10 protein-coding genes are annotated in these 17,154 nt (G+C 74.8%); 6 read left to right on the top strand and 4 right to left on the bottom strand.

What is annotated here, in order from left to right; all coding sequences use genetic code 11:
* Positions 1-39: 39 nt before the first annotated feature.
* Positions 40-3,186: an Ig-like domain-containing protein gene (locus tag ACF9IK_RS11515; RefSeq protein WP_395294141.1), complete on the top strand. Its 3,147-nt coding sequence runs from the start codon at positions 40-42 to the stop codon at positions 3,184-3,186.
* Between the two features lie 197 nt (positions 3,187-3,383).
* Complete coding sequence (locus ACF9IK_RS11510) at positions 3,384-5,183, top strand: DUF4153 domain-containing protein (protein ID WP_395294140.1); 1,800 nt, start codon at positions 3,384-3,386, stop codon at positions 5,181-5,183.
* Positions 5,184-5,320: 137 nt separating this feature from the next.
* Here the strand turns inward: ACF9IK_RS11510 and ACF9IK_RS11505 are convergent, their stop codons facing one another.
* On the bottom strand, positions 5,321-6,868 hold the full coding sequence (locus ACF9IK_RS11505; protein WP_395294139.1) for an MFS transporter: 1,548 nt from the start codon (positions 6,866-6,868) through the stop codon (positions 5,321-5,323).
* Between the two features lie 195 nt (positions 6,869-7,063).
* Between ACF9IK_RS11505 and ACF9IK_RS11500 the strand changes: the two genes are divergently transcribed.
* The 3 genes from ACF9IK_RS11500 (at position 7,064) to ACF9IK_RS11490 (ending at position 9,561) form a co-directional block, all read left to right on the top strand.
* On the top strand, positions 7,064-7,885 hold the full coding sequence (locus ACF9IK_RS11500; protein WP_395294138.1) for a TetR-like C-terminal domain-containing protein: 822 nt from the start codon (positions 7,064-7,066) through the stop codon (positions 7,883-7,885).
* Positions 7,886-8,062: 177 nt separating this feature from the next.
* Positions 8,063-8,773 (top strand): ribonuclease HII, encoded by a 711-nt coding sequence (locus tag ACF9IK_RS11495; RefSeq protein WP_395294137.1) that lies wholly within the window; start codon positions 8,063-8,065, stop codon positions 8,771-8,773.
* Between the two features lie 344 nt (positions 8,774-9,117).
* Complete coding sequence (locus tag ACF9IK_RS11490) at positions 9,118-9,561, top strand: hypothetical protein (protein ID WP_395294136.1); 444 nt, start codon at positions 9,118-9,120, stop codon at positions 9,559-9,561.
* A 269-nt stretch (positions 9,562-9,830) separates the two neighbouring features.
* On the opposite strand, the gene ACF9IK_RS11485 is transcribed toward ACF9IK_RS11490, so the two are convergent.
* Together ACF9IK_RS11485 and ACF9IK_RS11480 are read right to left on the bottom strand one after the other, a co-directional pair.
* A complete protein-coding gene (locus tag ACF9IK_RS11485) occupies positions 9,831-10,463 on the bottom strand; it encodes a hypothetical protein (protein WP_395298543.1) in 633 nt (210 codons plus the stop codon).
* Positions 10,464-10,931: 468 nt separating this feature from the next.
* Entirely contained in the window at positions 10,932-13,181 is a 2,250-nt protein-coding gene (locus ACF9IK_RS11480; RefSeq protein ID WP_395294135.1) for a RecQ family ATP-dependent DNA helicase, read from the bottom strand.
* 240 nt (positions 13,182-13,421) lie between these two features.
* On the opposite strand from ACF9IK_RS11480, the gene ACF9IK_RS11475 reads away from it, so the two are divergent.
* Entirely contained in the window at positions 13,422-15,146 is a 1,725-nt protein-coding gene (locus ACF9IK_RS11475; RefSeq protein ID WP_395294134.1) for a DUF4192 domain-containing protein, read from the top strand.
* Between the two features lie 170 nt (positions 15,147-15,316).
* On the opposite strand, the gene ACF9IK_RS11470 is transcribed toward ACF9IK_RS11475, so the two are convergent.
* Positions 15,317-16,627: an alpha/beta fold hydrolase gene (locus ACF9IK_RS11470; protein WP_395294133.1), complete on the bottom strand. Its 1,311-nt coding sequence runs from the start codon at positions 16,625-16,627 to the stop codon at positions 15,317-15,319.
* Positions 16,628-17,154 lie beyond the last annotated feature (527 nt).

Here is a 17,154-nt window from a genome sequence, read left to right as displayed (position 1 = left end):
CACCGGTAAAGGCAGTTGCCGAAGCGCGAGGGGGCGGTCATGGCAGGTGCAGTCGTATGCTCGGGCAGCCGGTGGCGGAGGAGAATCGGGGCGCTGCTGGCGGTCCTCGGCACGGCGGCGGCGCTGACCGCCGGCCCCGGGGCCGCGACGGCGGCGGCTGCCACGGCCACCCTGGGCACCACGGCGGTCGGTCCGTCCACCGACACCGCCGATTCCAACTACCTGAACGCGTCGCGGTACGTCACCGGCGCGGCGGGCGGCACGGTCAGCAGCGTCAGCGTGTACGTGGGCGCCGTGGACGCGGCGCCGAACAACCGGTTCCAGGTGGCGGTCTACCGGGACAACGCGGGCAGCCCGGGCTCCCTGCTGGCCGCCAGCTCGTCCGCGACGCTCACCGCCGACAGCTGGAACACGGTGCCGCTGACGGCCGCGCTGAGCGCCAACACCGCGTACTGGCTGGCCTACAACAGCAACGGCGGGAGCGCCGCCGTCAACAACCTGCGGTACGGCCCCGGCGGCACCAGCGTGTACGGCAACGGCGGTCGGGCGTTCGGTAGTTGGCCCGCCGACTTCGGCGCGGCGACCTCCGGCGGCCTCAGCTTCTCGATCTACGCGACGTACACCGCGGACGAGACCCCGCCGCCCCCGCCGCCGGGCTCCGGCCCGGGCGGGGAGGGACCGATCCTGCTGGTCACCAGCCAGGCCAACCCGTACACCCGCTACCTCGGCGAGATCCTGAAGGCGGAGGGCCTCAACTACTACCGCACGGTGGACGTCTCGGCGGTGACCGGTTCGCTGCTCGCCTCCTCCGACGTGGTGCTGCTCGGAGAGACGCCGCTCACCGCCGCGCAGGCCGCGATGTTCACCACCTGGACCAACGGCGGGGGCCGCCTGGTGGCGATGCGGCCGGACCGCCAGCTCGCCCCGCTGTTCGGCCTCACCCCGGCCGGCGGCACCCGCTCCGACGCCTACCTCAAGGTGGACACCGGCGCCGCCCCCGGCACGGGGATCACCGGCGACACCATGGGCTACCACGGCCCCGCCGACCTCTACACACTCAGCGGCGCCACCGCCGTCGCCGCCCTCTACAGCGACGCCGGCACGGCCACCGCCAATCCGGCCGTCACCCTGCGCACGGCGGGCAGCGGCCGGGCCGCCGCGTTCAGCTACGACCTGGCGAGGTCGGTGGTGCAGACCCGGCAGGGCAACGCCGCCTGGGCCGGCCAGCAGCGGGACGGCACCGACGGCTACGAGGCCAGCGAGATGTTCTTCGGCACCGGCGGCCAGCCGGACTGGAACAACCTCGACAAGGCGCTGATCCCGGTCGCCGACGAGCAGCAGCGGCTGCTGGCCAACCTGATCGCCCTGGTCGACGCCGCCAACAAGCCGCTGCCGCGGTTCTGGTACTTCCCCCGGGACGTCAAGGCGGTCGTCGTGATGACCGGCGACGACCACGGCATCGGCGGCACCGCCGGGCGCTGGAACGGTTACATCGCGCAGAGCCCGCCCGGCTGCAACGTGGCCAACTGGGAGTGCGTGCGCGGCTCCTCGTACATCTACACCGACGACCCGCTGACCCCGGCGCAGGCCGAGGCCTACACCGACCAGGGCTTCGAGGTGGGCGTTCACGTCACCACCAACTGCCGCCCGTGGGGCACCGCCGCCGCCCTCCAGGGCTACTACCGCGACCAGTTGGCGAACTGGCGGGCCAAGTACGCGGCGCTGCCCGCCCCTTCGAGCAGCCGAACGCACTGCGTCGAGTGGGACGACTGGGCTACCCAGGCGAAGACCAAGCTGGCCAACGGGATCCGGCTGGACACCGACTACTACTTCTACCCGTCCAACTTCACCAAGGACCGGCCCGGCTACTTCAACGGCACCGCCCAGATCATGCGTTTCGCCGACACCGACGGCAGCGTGATCGACGAGTACCAGGCCACCACCCAGCTGACCGACGAGTCCGGCCAGTCCTACCCCGGCACCATCAGCACGCTGCTCGATGCGGCCTACGGCGCCAAGGGCTACTACGCGGCGCTGACCGCCAACATCCACACCGACTACGCCGCCTCCGCCGCCTCGGACGCGGTCGTCGCCGCCGCCAAGGCCCGCGGCGTCCCGGTGGTCTCCGGGCGGCAGATGCTCACCTGGCTGGACGGGCGCAACGGCTCGGCCTTCTCCGGGCTCTCCTGGAACGGGAGTGCGCTGACCTTCGAGATCACCGGCGGGGCCAACGGGCTCCGCGCGATGGTGCCGGTCTCCGCCGCCTCCGGCACGCTGACCGGCATCACGTCGGGCGGCCGCGCGGTGCCGTACCGCATCGAGACGGTGAAGGGGGTGTCGTACGCCTTCTTCGACGGCGCGGTGGGCTCCTACACCGCCTCCTACGGCCGGGACACCACCGCGCCGACCGTCACCGGCACCACCCCGGCCGCCGGCGCCACCGGGGTGGCCCCCGGCACGGCGGTGCGCTTCTCGTTCAGCGAGCCGCTGGACCCGGCGAGCGTCACCGCCTCCTCCGTCACCCTGCGCACCGCGAGCGGCGGCGCCGTCGCAGGGACGGTGGCGTACGACGCGGCCGCCAACGGCGTGGTCTTCACACCCGGCTCCCCGCTGGCCCAGACCACCGGCCACACCGCGACCGTGCAGGGCGTGCGGGACACCTCGGGCAACGCCCTGGCGAGTCCGTTCACGCTCTCCTTCACCACCGGGGGAGCGCCGCCGCGGACCCTCGGCAGCACGGTGGTGGGCTCGCTGGTCGACGACACCGACTCGAACCACCTCAACGGCAGCCGGGTCACCACGGGGTCGAGCCCGGTGCCGCTCACGGCGCTCAGCGTTCACGTCGGGCCGGTCAGCGCGGCCCCCAACAACCAGTACCAGCTGGCCGTCTACACCGACGCGGGCGGCTCGCCCGGCACCCTGGTGACGACCGCGGCGGTCGGCACGCTCACTCCCAACGCCTGGAACTCGCTGCCGGTCACCACCACGCTGAGCGCCAACACCGCTTACTGGTTCGTCTACAACAGCAACGGCACGGGCGCCACGGTCAACAACATGAACTGTTCCACCGGCCCGGCCGGCTCCGGCGCCTACAGCAATGCGGTGGTGCCCTTCGGAACGTGGCCGACGGACTTCGGGCCGGCGGTGAAGGACACGCTGCTGTACTCGCTCTACGGATCCTACTGAGCCGCTGACCCGACCTCAGGAACGGGGCGAACGGCGCGGGGCGCCTCCGTCACAGCCGCGTGACGGAGGCGCCTCGACGTTTTTGAACTTGTTCAGAATGGTCTACAGTCGGCTGCAGCCGCGGTGCCCGAGGCGACTTCAGCGGACTGCCCCCGGGGCGGCTTCCGCATGCCCACCCAACCTCCGAGGGGGAACCCATGTCCGGCCTCTCCACGCCCGCTCCAGCCGACGAGCCGTCCGAACCGGCGGTATCCGAGGCTTCCGGGCCGGGCGGGCCCGGGGCGCCCGAGGAGGTTGCTCCGGAGGCGTCCGGTCCGGCCGGGCCGAAGGCGGCCGTGCCCGGGCCCGGCGGTGCGGGTCCGCGCGGGGCCGCGGGTACGTCCGGCAGCGACTCCTTCGCCGCGCCCGGAGCGGCCGCCGGGTTCGACCCGTACCGCGGTCCGGCTGATCCCGCCAACCCGTACCGGCCACCGGTCGGACCGCCGCCGAAGCCCCACCAGTGGCTGCGGCCGAGCGACCCGCCCGCCAAGGCCCCGGCCGGGCCCCGCGCCCTGCTCGCCGCCCTGCTGACCGGCCTGCTGACGGCCTGGCTGCTCGGCGACGGCCTCGGCGTCAACCTGCTGATCTGCGGCGCGGTCACCTCCGCCGGGGCCGGCCTGGCCGCCCGGTCGGCAGGCCGGAAGCCGCGCGCCTGGACGCTGGTGTGGAGCGTCCTCGCACTGGCCCTGCTCACCGTGCCCGCACTCTTCGAGGCCGGTTGGCCGGTAGCCCTCGCCACCGCCTGCGCGCTGGGCCTGGCCTCGCTCGCCCTGCACGGCGGCCGACGCTGGGCCGGGGTGCTGCTCGCCCTGCCGGGCATCCTCTGGCAGCTCGGCCCCGGCCTGCTCTGGGCCCGGGACGGCCTGCGCCGGCTCAGTCTGCCAGGCCGGGGCAAGGCGGTGCCGGTGCTCAAGGCGGTGGCGGTGACGGCCGTGCTGCTGACCGTCTTCGGCTGGCTCTTCGCCAGCGCCGACGCAGCGATGGCGGACGTCATGACGAGCCTCGCCCCGAGCCTGGAGGCCGGTGAACTCCCGCTGCGCCTCGTGCTCTTCCTGCTGGGCCTGCTCACCGCCCTGGGCTTCGCCCATATCGCAGCCGGTCCGCGCCGCTGGGACCGCACCGTCGTCCGGCCGGGCCGCGAGCGCGGGCGCCTGGAGTGGGCGCTGCCGCTGGGCGCGCTCAACCTGATGTTCGGTGCCTTCGCGCTGGTCCAGGCCGTGGTCGTGCTCGGCGGCCGGGACTCGATCATGGAGAACACCGGGATGAGCCGCTCCGAGTACGCCCGGCAGGGCTTCTGGCAGCTGATGGCCGTCACCGTGCTGACCCTGGTGGTGGTCGGCGTGGCCAAGCGCTGGGCCCCGCGCAGCTCGGAGGCCGACCGCCGGCTGGCGCGCATCCTGCTCGGCGTCCTCTGCCTGCTCACCCTGGTCGTGGTCGCCTCGGCGCTCGGCCGGATGTGGTTCTACGTCGACGCCTCCGGGCTGACCAGGCTGCGGCTCTGGGTGCTGGTCGTCGAGGTCTGGCTGGGCGTCGTCTTCCTGATGCTGATCACGGCCGGGCTGGTCCGCTCGGTGGCCTGGCTGCCGCGCGCCGTCGTCCTGAGCGGGATGCTCACCGCCGCCGTCTACGGTCTGATGGGCCCGGACGCGATCGTCGCCGAGCAGAACGTGGCCCGCTTCGAGCGCACCCACCAGATCGACCTGCGCAACGTCCGCGACCTCTCCCTCGACGCCGTTCCGGCCCTGGACCGGCTGCCCGAGGACTACCGCACCTGTGCGCTGGACCTGATGCGGGTGGAGCTCGCCGACGACTCGACCCCGTGGTACGCGACCAGCCGCGCCGCCGCACGGGCCCGGGGCATCGTCGCCGAGCGCCCGCTGCCCGCCGGTTCGCTCGCGGCGCGCAACGCCTGCGACAAGGCGGGGCTGCGGGAGAGCTCCGTCTTCGACCGGTACTGACGGCCGGCCGGGGTGCCTCCGGTCCGGAGGGCCGTGAGGGCCGTGAGGGCCGGCTGGGAGCGGGTGCTCCCGGCCGGCCCTCGCCGGTCGTACCCGGCCCGGCGTCCGACGCCGGGCCGGCAGGTCGGGACGCGCGGTCAGTGCAGCGCGACGCCCGAGGTGTTCGAGGCCAGGTCCTCGGCCTTGGCCCTGACCACGACGAGCGCGATCACGGCGGCCAGGGCGGCCAGCACCGCGCCGACGATGAAGCCGTGCGAGATGCCCTGGGCGAGCACCTCGTTCGCCGCTCCGGTGCCCTTGGGGAACTCGTGCTTCTCCAGGAACGCGGCCTTCTGTTCCGGCGTGGCCGTGGCCAGGAAGCCGGGCAGCTGCACCTTGGCCTCCGCCGTCGCGTAGTGCGCGAAGACGGTGGTCAGGATCGACAGGCCCAGCGAACCGCCGATCTGCTGCATCGAGTTGAGCAGGCCGGAGGCCGCTCCGGTGTCCTCGCCGGCGACGCCCGCGACGGCGAGGAGCATCACCGGGACGAAGACCAGACCCATGCCGAAGCCGAACACCACCGTGGGGCCGAGGACCCCGTCCAGGTAGCCGCTGTCGGCGTCCATCAGGGTCAGCCAGCTCAGGCCGATGGTGACCAGCACCGAGCCTCCGGCCATGAACGGCTTGGGGCCGTACTTGGCCTGAAGGGTCGACGCGATCTGCGCGGCGATGATGATCGACACGCTGATCGGCAGGAAGGCGAAGCCGGCCTTCAGCGGGCTGTAGTCGAGCGGTCCCTGCACGAACAGCGTGATGTAGAAGAAGATGCCGAACATGGCCGCGGCCAGGCAGAGCATCATCACCAGGCCGCCGGTGCGGTTCCGGTCGGCGAAGAGGTGGAGCGGGGTGATCGGCTGCGCGGTTCGGTTCTCGATCACCACGAACGCGGCCACCAGCACGATGCCGGCGGCGAAGGAGCCGAGCGTCACGGGGTCCGTCCAGCCGTCCGAGGCCGCCCGGATGAACCCGTAGACCAGCCCGACCAGGCCGAGCGTGGAGGTGAGCGCGCCGGGCAGGTCGAAGCGGCCCGGGTGGCGCTCCGACTCGGCGATGTAGCGCGGCGCGGCCACGGCGATCAGGACCGCGATCGGCACGTTGACGAAGAACACCCAGCGCCAGTCCAGGTACTCGGTGAGCAGACCGCCGGCCAGCAGGCCGATCGCCGCACCCGAACCCGCCACCGCGGAGAAGACGCCGAAGGCCCTGTTGCGCTCGGGGCCCTCGTCGAAGTTGGTCGCGATCAGGGCGAACGCCGTGGGCGAGCAGATCGCCCCGCCGATGCCCTGGAGCGCACGGGCGGCCAGCAGCATGCCGCCGTCCTGTGCGAAGCCGCCCAGCAGCGAGGCCAGCCCGAAGAGCAGCGTGCCGGCGATGAAGACCCGGCGGCGGCCGAGGATGTCGCCCGCGCGGCCACCGAGCAGCAGCAGGCCGCCGAAGGTCAGCGTGTAGGCGTTGATCACCCACGACAGATTGGTGGTCGAGAACTCCAGCGCGTCCCTGATCTGCGGCAACGCGATGTTCACGATGGTGGCGTCGAGCACCACCATCAGCTGCGTGGCCGCGATGACGGCCAGGGTGATGCCCTTGTTCCGGCCCTGGCTGCCCTGCGGTGGAGAGTTCTTGCTGAGCGTGTCGGAGATAGCCAAGTTGATGCCCCCTGCTGGCTATTGCTACGTGTGCTGCGTATGCCGTCGGCCCGGGTTGCTTCGTGTGCTGTGGACCCGGGGCCCGGCGCGGTCCCTGCGGCGTCCCGCGAGCTAGGAAGGAACGGGATCGTTCACTACTCTGGACGATATCCTGGGCGAGATTGTGAACGCAAGCGTTCCTTAAGGTTGGTGAGCATGGATCAGTTGGTGCGGCGCCAGGCGGCGGACCGGACGGGCGGTCGGGCGGCGGAGCAGGCCGCGGGGAGAGTCGCCGAGTCCCCGGCCGGACCTGCGGCCGCACCCGGGCCGAGGGTCGACGGGCCCGGGTCGGGGCCCGCCGCGGCCGCCGCCGTGCCCGCCGCGGCCGCCGCCGTGCCCGTCGCGGCCGCCGCCGTGCCCGTCGCGCGCTGCGCGGTGCAGAAGGCGGCCGAGGTGCTGTCCCGGCCGGTGCGCCGCCGGGGGAAGGAGTTGGAGCGGGCGATCTTCGAGGCTGCGCTCGACCAGCTCACCTCCGGCGGATTTGCGCGGCTGACGATGGAAGGCGTCGCCGCTGCCGCGCGGACCGGGAAGGCCGCGCTGTACCGGCGTTGGGCGTCCAAGGTCGAACTGGTCATCGACGCCCTGGACTCCACTCTCCCACGGCCCACGGACACCCCCGACCTCGGGTCCACCCGTCGTGAATTGCTGCTGCTCATCGAGGGTTTCGCCGGGGCGATCAACTCCAGGGCGGGCGGTGCGATGCAGGCGCTGATGGGTGAGCTGGACCACGAACAGGCCGAGCTGTTCAAGGACTTCATCATCCAGCGGGTGATCGTGCCGACCCGGGGCACCATCGTGGACATCCTCCGGCGGGGCGTCGAGCGCGGGGAGGTCCGGCCCGGCGCGGACACCTCGATGGCCGTCGACGTGGCCCCGGCGATGCTGATGTACCGGGTGAAGACCTGTGGCCGGCAGTTCGGCCCGGAGTTCGCGGTGGAGCTGGTGGACGACGTGCTGGTCCCGATGATCCGGCCCTGAAGGCCTGAGGGCTCGCGCCGGGGCCCGGGGTGTCGTGGGGTTCGCGGGGCGGGCGTTGTCGGTCGCCCGGATCGCCCGGGCCTGCCGCCGCCGTCGCCGTCGCCGTCGCCGGAAGGCGGTCGGGGCGGCCTCGGGCGGGGCTTAGGCTGGTGTCGCCACCGCTGAACGGACACCGAGATGCCCATCGTCCCGCCGACCCACTCCGTCGAACGCTCGCTCCGCCGAGCCGGCGCCAAGATCGTCGTAGGCCTGGACGAGGTCGGGCGCGGAGCCTGGGCCGGCCCCGTCACCGTGGGTGCGGCCGTCACCGGGCTCCGCCGGCCCCCGGAGGGCCTGACCGACTCCAAGCTGCTCACCGAGCTGCGCCGCGAGGCGCTGGCCCCGGTGCTGGCCGACTGGGTCACCGCGTACGCGCTCGGTCACGCCACGGCTCCGGAGTGCGACGAGCTGGGGATGACCGCGGCCCTCCGGCTGGCCGCCGTCCGCGCCCTGGAGGCGCTGCCGGTGGAGCCCGACGCGGTGATACTCGACGGCAAGCACGACTACCTGGGCGGCCCTTGGCGGGTGCGCACCGTGATCAAGGGCGACCAGTCCTGCATCTGCGTCTCCGCCGCCTCGGTGCTCGCCAAGGTGCACCGCGACGGTCTGATGGCCGATCTGGGCGAGCTCCACCCCGAGTACGGCTTCGGTGACAACGCCGGCTACCCGTCCCCCGTCCACCGGGCGGCGCTGGAGGAGTTCGGGCCCACCGAGCAGCACCGGGTCTCCTGGGCCTTCATGGACGGCCTCCCCAAGTGGCGCCACCTGAAGCGGATCCGGGTCGTCGAGGGGGGCGGCGGTGCCGGTCCGGAGGCTCCGGCGGGCGAGCAGTTGACGCTCGGTTTCTGACGGTCCGTCGGGAATTGCCCGGGGTGGGGGCGGAAGGTTCGTGGGGCCCAATAGGTGGGGCGCCCGTGCGCGTCCGACCGGCATTTGATAGATATCCGGGTATGCCTGTCTTCCCCGAGGAGCCGGAGATTCACGAGAGCCTCCCGGGCCCCGGCGTTCCCTTCCCCCGAGAGTCGGACGCACAAGCCCTCCGCACGGCTGCCGCCGGCAGCTCGACCCCTTCCGCACCGTCGGCCGTCGCGGCCGCGCCGGCCCCGGTACCGGGCCCCCGTCCCGGGGTTCCCCGGCCGGCTCCGCCACGTGCCGCCCGGTCCGCTCCGCCGCCGCGCCCGGGCCAGATCCCCATGCCCGGCCCGCGCCGTACCGCGCCCGCCGCTCCGCAGGTCGCGGTCCGGCTCGTGGCCGCCGCCGCGGCCGAGGCCGTGGAGCGCGCCGACGAGGCGGTAGACCTGTTGCTGGACGCCGGCCGCGAGCCGGGCGACATCCTGGTCCTGACCGTGGGTGATGCGCACCCCTGGCAGCAGCACGAGCTGACCTTCGGTGAGGAGCGCTACTGGGCGCAGCTCGCGGAGGGCGGTGACGTGTTCTACGCCGACGCCGCGCTGACCCGCCCGGCCCGCCGCGAGGTCGTCGTGCTGGCCGTCAACGGCGGTACCGCCCGCCGTGCCGCCGAGGCGTTCACCAAGGCGCTCGGCCACGCCGTGGGCCTCCTGGTGGTCTGTGGCGACGCCGGTCCGGCCGCCGCGGCCGCCGCCGGTGCGCCCGCCGGACGTCCGGTGCGCGCCTGACGTCCGGTGCGCGCCTGACGTCCGGTGCCGGCGACCGGCCGAGCGCCGGTTGAGCACACGAGTCCTGCCGGCCGCCCGGGCCCGGTGCCGAGTGGCACCGGGCCCGGATCGCGCGCGGCGCGCTTCCGGGCCGTCCGTCCCGGGCGGCGGCGCCGCGGCCGCGCTGCTCGGCCGGCCGCCCTGGTCGCCCCGCCGTGCGTGCCGCGGTGTGGGCCGTGGCGAGGTTGCAGCGCCCCCCGGTGTGCTCCCCGGTGTGCCCGCCGGTCGGGTCAGCGGGTGCCGGTGCGCCGGGCCGGCTCGATCGCCGCAACCCGGGCCGGCGTCCAGGGCAGCTCGGCCGGCCGGGAGCGCTGCGAGCGGTCCCCGTGCTGGGCCGCCCGCTCCGAGGTCTGGCGCAGTGCCGACCGTGGCGCCAGCTCCGTCACGGTGTGGACCGGCCCGTCCGCCCAGGAGCCCGCGTGCGGGTTGCGCCCGCTCCGCCCGTCGCCGAGGATCTGCCAGCCCGCCGGCGTCAGCGTGATGTAGGAGCCGCAGCGCAGGCCGTGCAGGACGGCCGCGTCCTGCAGCGCCCACATCCAGGCGCCGTCCTGCTCCGTCCAGCCGGCCGCACCCTCCCGGCAGCGCAGGAGGACGGCCGTCCGGCTCGGCGCCGGCTGTCGCAGGTCGTGCGGGGTGACCTGGCGCAGGTGTCCGAGGAGCGCGTTGCGGTGCTGCCAGCCGTCGGTGTCGTGGGGCCAGGGCGCGAACGAGGCCGAGGCGGTCAGCCGGTGCGAGGCGTCCAGGACGGCGATCACGACTGTGCCCGGCTGTGGCAGGTGCCGCTGGTGGAGCTCCAGGACGAACTCGTGCGGATCGCGGAGCAACGGGGTCCCCGCGGTCGCCCACGCCTCCAGATCCAGCACCCGTCTGGGCGACGAGCTCCGGGCGAGGGGATACTGACCTCGGCCGATACCGTTGATCACGATCCTCCTTCCCGACCCACGGGCGCGCTGGTGCGCACGTACGCCAAAGGCCTGGTCCGTCGGACCGGGTTACGGGTACCGTCCAATTCTCAGGGCAGACGGGGCGGAGCGGCAACGATGAAATGATGAACGCCGCCCGAAAGTCATCGTTCTGCCGGATATATTCCACGCTTGGGCGGAAACCACTCGGGCGGCACGGGATTGTGGTCCCGGCGACCTGAAGGGCACCGCGAAGTGCCTGGAGCACGGGCTCTTCCTCCCATTCGTGGATCGCCTTGCGTTCCGTTCGGCCGTGTGGCCGCCGCAGTACAGTGCCGGACGCCATTACTCCATTCGGGTGATGGCGCCACCTCCAGATCTTTCCGCGGGACCGTGCCGCCCGCTGTTTCCCCTCGGTGCCGGGCCAGCTCAGCCCTGCACGGCCAGCACCAGCGGCAGGACGGCGCTCGCCCCGGCCCTGCGCAGCAGCCGTGCGGCCACGGTGACCGTCCACCCCGAGTCGACCAGGTCGTCCACCAGCAGCACGGGCCCGCCCGCCGCCGTCACTGCGTCCGCCAGCTCCGGGGGCAGCACGAGCGTGCCGGCCAGCGAGTGCAGCCGCTGGGCGCTGTTGCTGCGCGCGCCGTGCGGGGGCTGGCCGGTCGCGTACTCGATCCGCCCGAGCAGCGGCAGGCGGCCGATCTCGGCGATCCGGGCGCCGAGGCTGCCGACCAGCCGGGGGCGGGTGGCCGAGGCCATGGTCACCACGCCGACCGGCCGGTCCAGTCGGGTGCCCTCGGCCGTCTCGGTCCCGGCCCAGCCGCCGGGGCCGCGCGCCCAGTCGGCCAGCACGGCCACCAGTGCGTCCACGGCCTCGCCGGGCACGGGCACGTCGGGGGCCTGGCCGGCCAGCAGGGTGCGCAGCCGGTTGCCCCAGCCGATGTCGGAGAGCCGGCCGAGGGCGCGCCCGGTCTCGGCCTGCTCGCCGGCCGGGATGCGGCCCTTGAGCGGCACTCCGAGCGCGTCCATGCCCGTGGGCCAGAGCCGGCGCGGCTCGAAGCTCACGCCCGGTCGGCCGAGCGCCGCCCGGGCCGCCTCCAGGGCCTCGGCGGAGACCTCCGGGGTGTGCAGCGGCCCGGCGCAGTTGTCGCAGCGGCCGCACGGCGCGGCCTGCTCGTCGTCGAGCTGCCGCCGCAGGAACTCCATCCGGCAGCCGGTGGCCGCCGCGTACTCGCGCATGGCCCGCTGCTCGGCCTCGCGGGAGGCGGCGACCTTGGCGTAGCGCGCGGTGTCGTACTCCCAGCTCTGCCCGGTGGCCGTCCAGCCGCCCTTGACCCGGCGGACCGCCCCGTCCACGTCGAGCACCTTGAGCATGGTCTCCAGCCGGGCGCGGCGCAGATCCACCCGGGGCTCAAGCGCGGCCGTGGAGAGCGGCCGGCCGGCCTCGGCGAGCGCGTCGATGGTACGGCGCACCTGCTCCTCCGGGGGGAAGGCCAGCGAGGCGAAGTAGCGCCAGATCGCCTCGTCCTCCCGCCCGGGGAGGAGCAGGACCTCGGCCCGGTCGACGCCGCGGCCGGCCCGGCCCACCTGCTGGTAGTAGGCGATCGGCGAGCTGGGCGAGCCCAGGTGGACCACGAAGCCGAGGTCGGGCTTGTCGAAGCCCATGCCGAGCGCGGACGTCGCGACCAGCGCCTTGACCCGGTTGGCCAGCAGGTCGGCCTCGGCCGTCCGGCGCTCGGCGTCCTCGGTGCGGCCCGAGTAGGAGGCCACCGCGAAGCCGCGCTCGCGCAGGAAGGCCGTCACCTCGTCGGCCGCGGCGACCGTCAGGGTGTAGACGATGCCGGAGCCGGGGAGCCGGTCGAGGTGGTCGGCAAGCCAGGCCAGCCGGTGGGCCGGATCGGGCAGGCCGAGGACGCCGAGGGTGAGGCTCTCGCGGTCCAGCGGGCCGCGCAGCACCAGGGCGCGCTCGTCGGTGCCGCCCGTGCCGAGCTGCTCGGCGACGTCGGCGGTGACCCGGGCGTTCGCCGTGGCGGTGGTGGCGAGCACCGGGACGCCCGGCGAGAGGTCGGCGAGCATGGTCCGCAGCCGGCGGTAGTCGGGGCGGAAGTCGTGGCCCCAGTCTGAGATGCAGTGGGCCTCGTCGACCACCAGCAGGCCGGTGGAGGCGGCGAGCTTGGGCAGCACCTGGTCGCGGAAGTCGGGGTTGTTCAGCCGCTCGGGGCTGACCAGCAGGATGTCCACCGCGCCGGCCGCCACCTCGGCCTGGATCGCGTCCCACTCGTTGGTGTTGGCCGAGTTGATGGTGCGGGCGTGGATGCCGGCCCGGGCCGCCGACTCCACCTGGTTGCGCATGAGGGCGAGCAGCGGCGAGACGATCACCGTCGGCCCGGCCCCGCGGGCACGCAGCAGGGCGGTCGCGATGAAGTAGACGGCGGACTTCCCCCACCCGGTGCGCTGCACCACGAGGGCGCGGCGGTGGTCGACGACCAGCGCCTCGATGGCCGTCCACTGGTCCTCGCGGAGCGTGGCGGAGGGGCCGGCGAGCTCGCGCAGGACGGCCTCGGCCCGCCCTCGGACCTCGGTGCGGTCGGCGTCCGTCGCGCCCCCGGCGTCGGTCGGACCGGTACCGGCCGTGGCGGGGGCCGCGCTGTCGGTGCTGTGGGTCTGCGGCTGCTTCATGCCGTCCATGAAACCCCGAGGTGCCGACAACGGGCGAACGGCGAGGGGCCACGGCGGTTCACGGCCGGGCGGAGCACCGCATCATTTCATCCGCTCTCCAGCTGAATCGGCGTCAGATATCCCTCGGGAGAGTGGCGAAGGGTGGCTCGAAAGGAGGACGTTTTATCCACAGGCGGGAGTTGTCCACAGGGAATCCGAAAGATTCGGGACCGTTCGCGAAATGGCTGCACTCTTCCCGCCATGAACGACGCACGCATTCCGCTGCCCTTCGGCCCCGCCGGGCCGCGAACGGTCACCATGCGGGGCCCGGCCGACATGGCCGAGCTGCTGCCCTACCTGCTGGGGTTCCACCCCGACGACAGCATCGTCGCCGTCGGTCTCCAGGGGCCGGACCTCCACCAGGGCGGGGTGATCCGGCTGGATCTCCCCGACTCGCCCGGGGAGTGGCCCGCCGCCGCCGCCGAGACGGCCGCCCTGCTGGTCGGCCTGTCCGAGCGGCGTGACCACCGCCCGGCCCAGGTGCTCCTCTACCTCTGCCAGGATCCCGGCCCCGATCCGGGCACCACGCACGGCCCGCCCGTCCGCGAGCGGCTCGGCCCGCTGGCGGCGGAGCTGCAGACGGCCTTCGAGACCAGGGGGGTGGCGGTGAAGGAGTCGCTCTGCGTCTCTGGCGGCCGCTGGTGGTCGTTCCTCTGCCGCCGCCAGGGGTGCTGCGATCCGGCCGGCCACCCGGTCCGGCACACCCCCGGCCCGGGCCCGGCCGCCGTGGCGGCCACCGTCGCGGGCCTGGCGCCGCGCGGCAGCCGCAAGTCGATCGTCGCCGGGCTGGCTCCGATCGGCCCGCCCGGCTCGGACGTCCAGCGGCGCGCGCTCGCCCGGGCGGAGCGCGCCATGGGCGCTGCGCGCGGGCGGCAGCGGGCCGAGCAGCGGGGCGCCGCGCTGGTCGACCAGGCCGTCGCCGAGTTCGCGACCGGCGCCGGCGAGCTCGACGAGCTCCGGGCGGCCCGCCTGCTCGTCGCACTCCAGGACCGCCGGGTCCGGGACCGCGCCGCGGAGTACACGAGGCCGGCCGAGCTCGCGCCCGCCCAGCGGCTCTGGCGCTTCCTCGCCCGGCGCTGCGTGCCGCCCTACACGGGCTACGCCTCGCCCCCGCTCACCCTGTTCGCCTGGCTGTCCTGGGTGGCCGGGGACACCGCGACGGCCAGGGTGGTGCTCGCCCACACGTTGCGCCTCGATCCCTCGTACCTGCTGGCCCAGCTGCTCCACGAGTCGCTGAACGCCGGCCTCTCGCCGGCCCCGCTCCTCGCCCGCGCCGACGCCGAGCGGCGTCGCCGGAGCAGCCCGGCCGGGGGTGGCCCGGGGGCCACCGGGTGCGCGGCCGCCGAGGCGACGGAGGACGGTGGCGTGGCCGGGAGCGGTGGGCCGGACGCGGACGGGGAGCCGTCGGCGGTGCCGGTGTCGCCCGGCGGGCCGGCGCGCGGTGCTGCGGGGCCCGGTTCGACGGTCGGGGCGGCCGAGCCGGAACGGGACGAAGGGCCCGCGGCCGGGCCGGGGGCCGATCCGGCGCACGGCCCGGGTGGGCCGGGAGGGCCGGGAGGGCCGGGCTCCGCGCGTGCCCGCCGGCGTCGTGCCCGGCGGGAGACCACGGCACCGCCCGCACCCGGGGCTCCTGATCCCGGTCAGGCGCCCGGGCCGAGCCTCCCGCCCGCCCGCCGCCCGGCCGGGGCCGACCACGGGACGGGCCACGGGCACGCCGGGGGCTGCCCGAGCGCCGGGCCGCTGCCGCGCCGAGGCGTGCCGCCGGGGCGTCGCCCGCCCTCCTCCGCGGCCCACGGCCCCGGGCAGCGGCTCGGCCGCCCCTCGCCCCGGGTGGCCGGCGTGCTCGCGCCCGCCCCGCAGGCCGGCCGGCGGGGCCGGTGCCACGGCGTCCGGGGCCCGGGGGTCGGGCCTCGGCACGCGCTGTGAGCCCCGGGGCACCGGTGCCGGCCGGAGCGCCGGTGCGGGCAGGAGCACCCGTGCCGGCAGGAGCACCCGGCTCCGGCCGGGCCGGGCGGTCACCCGGATCGGCGGGCCCGCCGATCCGCCGGCGGGTCCGCCGATCCGGCCCGTGCTCCGCCCCGGGACGCTCCCGCCCGCTACACCTCGTCGCGCATCATGGCGATCAGCCGGTCGAGCACCTTGCCCCCGCTCACCCGCAGGCCGTCGTGCTCCCACTCGTTGGTGATCCACGTCCGCAGGCCGCGCACCGCGCGGGCGGTCTGCAGGGAATCGGCCGTGTCCACGTACATGTCGTCGTGGTAGACGGCCGCCACCACCGGCACCTCGTTGGCGGCCAGCCGCGCCGGGTCGTAGAGGTCGGCCCAGCCGGTGCGGGCGGCGAGCAGGTCCGCGGCCTCCTTGATCGGGCGCAGCGCCGGGTCGGTGTCGAACATCCAGGGGTAGATCATCTCCCCGGTGAACAGGACCGGCGCGCCGGACTCCAGAGCCGTGCGGGCGTCGAACTCCGGGAACTCCTTGCGGACGCGGTCGGCCGACCAGGCCGTCCCGCCCGGCTCCACCGAGCGCTGGCCGTAGATCGACTCGTGCAGCACGGCGTAGAGCGGTCCTTCGGCGAAGGAGAGCTTGGCCTGCGCACCGGCGAGGAAGGTGTCCGACAGCTCCGGCCCGGCCGCACCCTCCACCCAGGCCTCCTCCAGGAGGTAGTGCAGGGTGCCGGATCCGCTCCCGGCGCCGAGCATCAGCCCCAGCGACTGGAACGCCTCGACGGTGAGCAGTCCGCCGTCCGGCAGGGTCGCGGGGGAGTCGGCCAGGTGCGCGGCGATCCGCCGGACCGCCCCGACGTCCTGCGGGTAGCGGGCGTAGTGCTCCTCGTTCTTGCGGACGACCCGGGGGTAGGCCGCCCGGTAGACGTCGTCGGCCGAGCTGCGCAGGCCGGCCAGACCGCCGGTGACGAAGGCCTCGTGCAGGCCCTCGGGCGCGATCGAGAGGTAGGTGAGGGTGCAGAAACCGCCGAAGCTCTGGCCGAGCACGCTCCAGCGGCGGTCGCCGACCAGCCGACGGCGGATCAGCTCGGCGTCCCGGACGATCGAGTCCGCGCGGAAGTGCGCCAGGTAGTCCGCCTGCTCCCGGGCGCCGCCGCGCCGGGCGAGGCTCTGCCGGTTGGCGGGCGTGGACCGCCCGGTGCCGCGCTGGTCGAGCAGGAGCACCCGGTAGTCGTCGAGGGCGCGCTCCAGCCACCCGTCCCGGCCGAGCGGGCGCCCGGCCTTGCCGCCCGGTCCGCCCTGGAGGAAGAGCAGCCAGGGCAGGTCGTCCCTCTCGCGGCCCGACGCCACCACCTCGCGGGCGTACACGTCGATCTGCTCCCCCTGCGGGGCGGCGTGGTCGAGGGGCAGCTGGAAGACGTGGTCGGTCGTGACGATCCCGGGCAGCCGGCTGGCGGTAGACATACAACTCCTCGGTATGTGCAGGTCACAGCGGTCGCGTCGCCGTCAGCGGTGTCGCCGGTGCAGGCGCCGCGACCCCCGCACCGTATCCTGACGGCGGTCGGAGACCGGTTCGGCGGTGGCCCGTCGTCGGTCACCGGCCGACGGCACCGGGGGCGGAACGGACGTCGGCTCCACCAGGGGGGATCCGCCCCGGGCGGGTTCGTTTCGCAACGTCACCGTTCGGGCGCGCACCGCCCGACGGCAGCGGCGCCCCGGGCGAGCGCGCCCGGGTCCGGCCGGCCGGATCGGAGCGCAGGGCGTTACCTGGGCCCGGTCTGCGGCGTTCAACCCGGGGGCACTGCGCCCGGACGGCCTCCGGCCCACCGGTGGGCACGCGTGGCCGGGGCGTCCACGGCGGTCGGTCGGCGGCGAGCCGGCCGGGCCGTCGTCGGCGCGCCGGACTCCGGAGCGCCGGACGGGGATGCACCGCCGAACCCGTCCCGGTGGTCGGCGGTGCGGCGGTTCCGGCCGTGGTGCGGCGTCAGGGT

The organism is Kitasatospora hibisci (assembly GCF_043950205.1).
In the GTDB taxonomy this organism is placed as follows: Bacteria; Actinomycetota; Actinomycetes; order Streptomycetales; family Streptomycetaceae; genus Kitasatospora; species Kitasatospora hibisci.
Note: the sequence above shows the minus strand (reverse complement) of the source record. Positions and strands in the feature narration are given on the sequence as shown.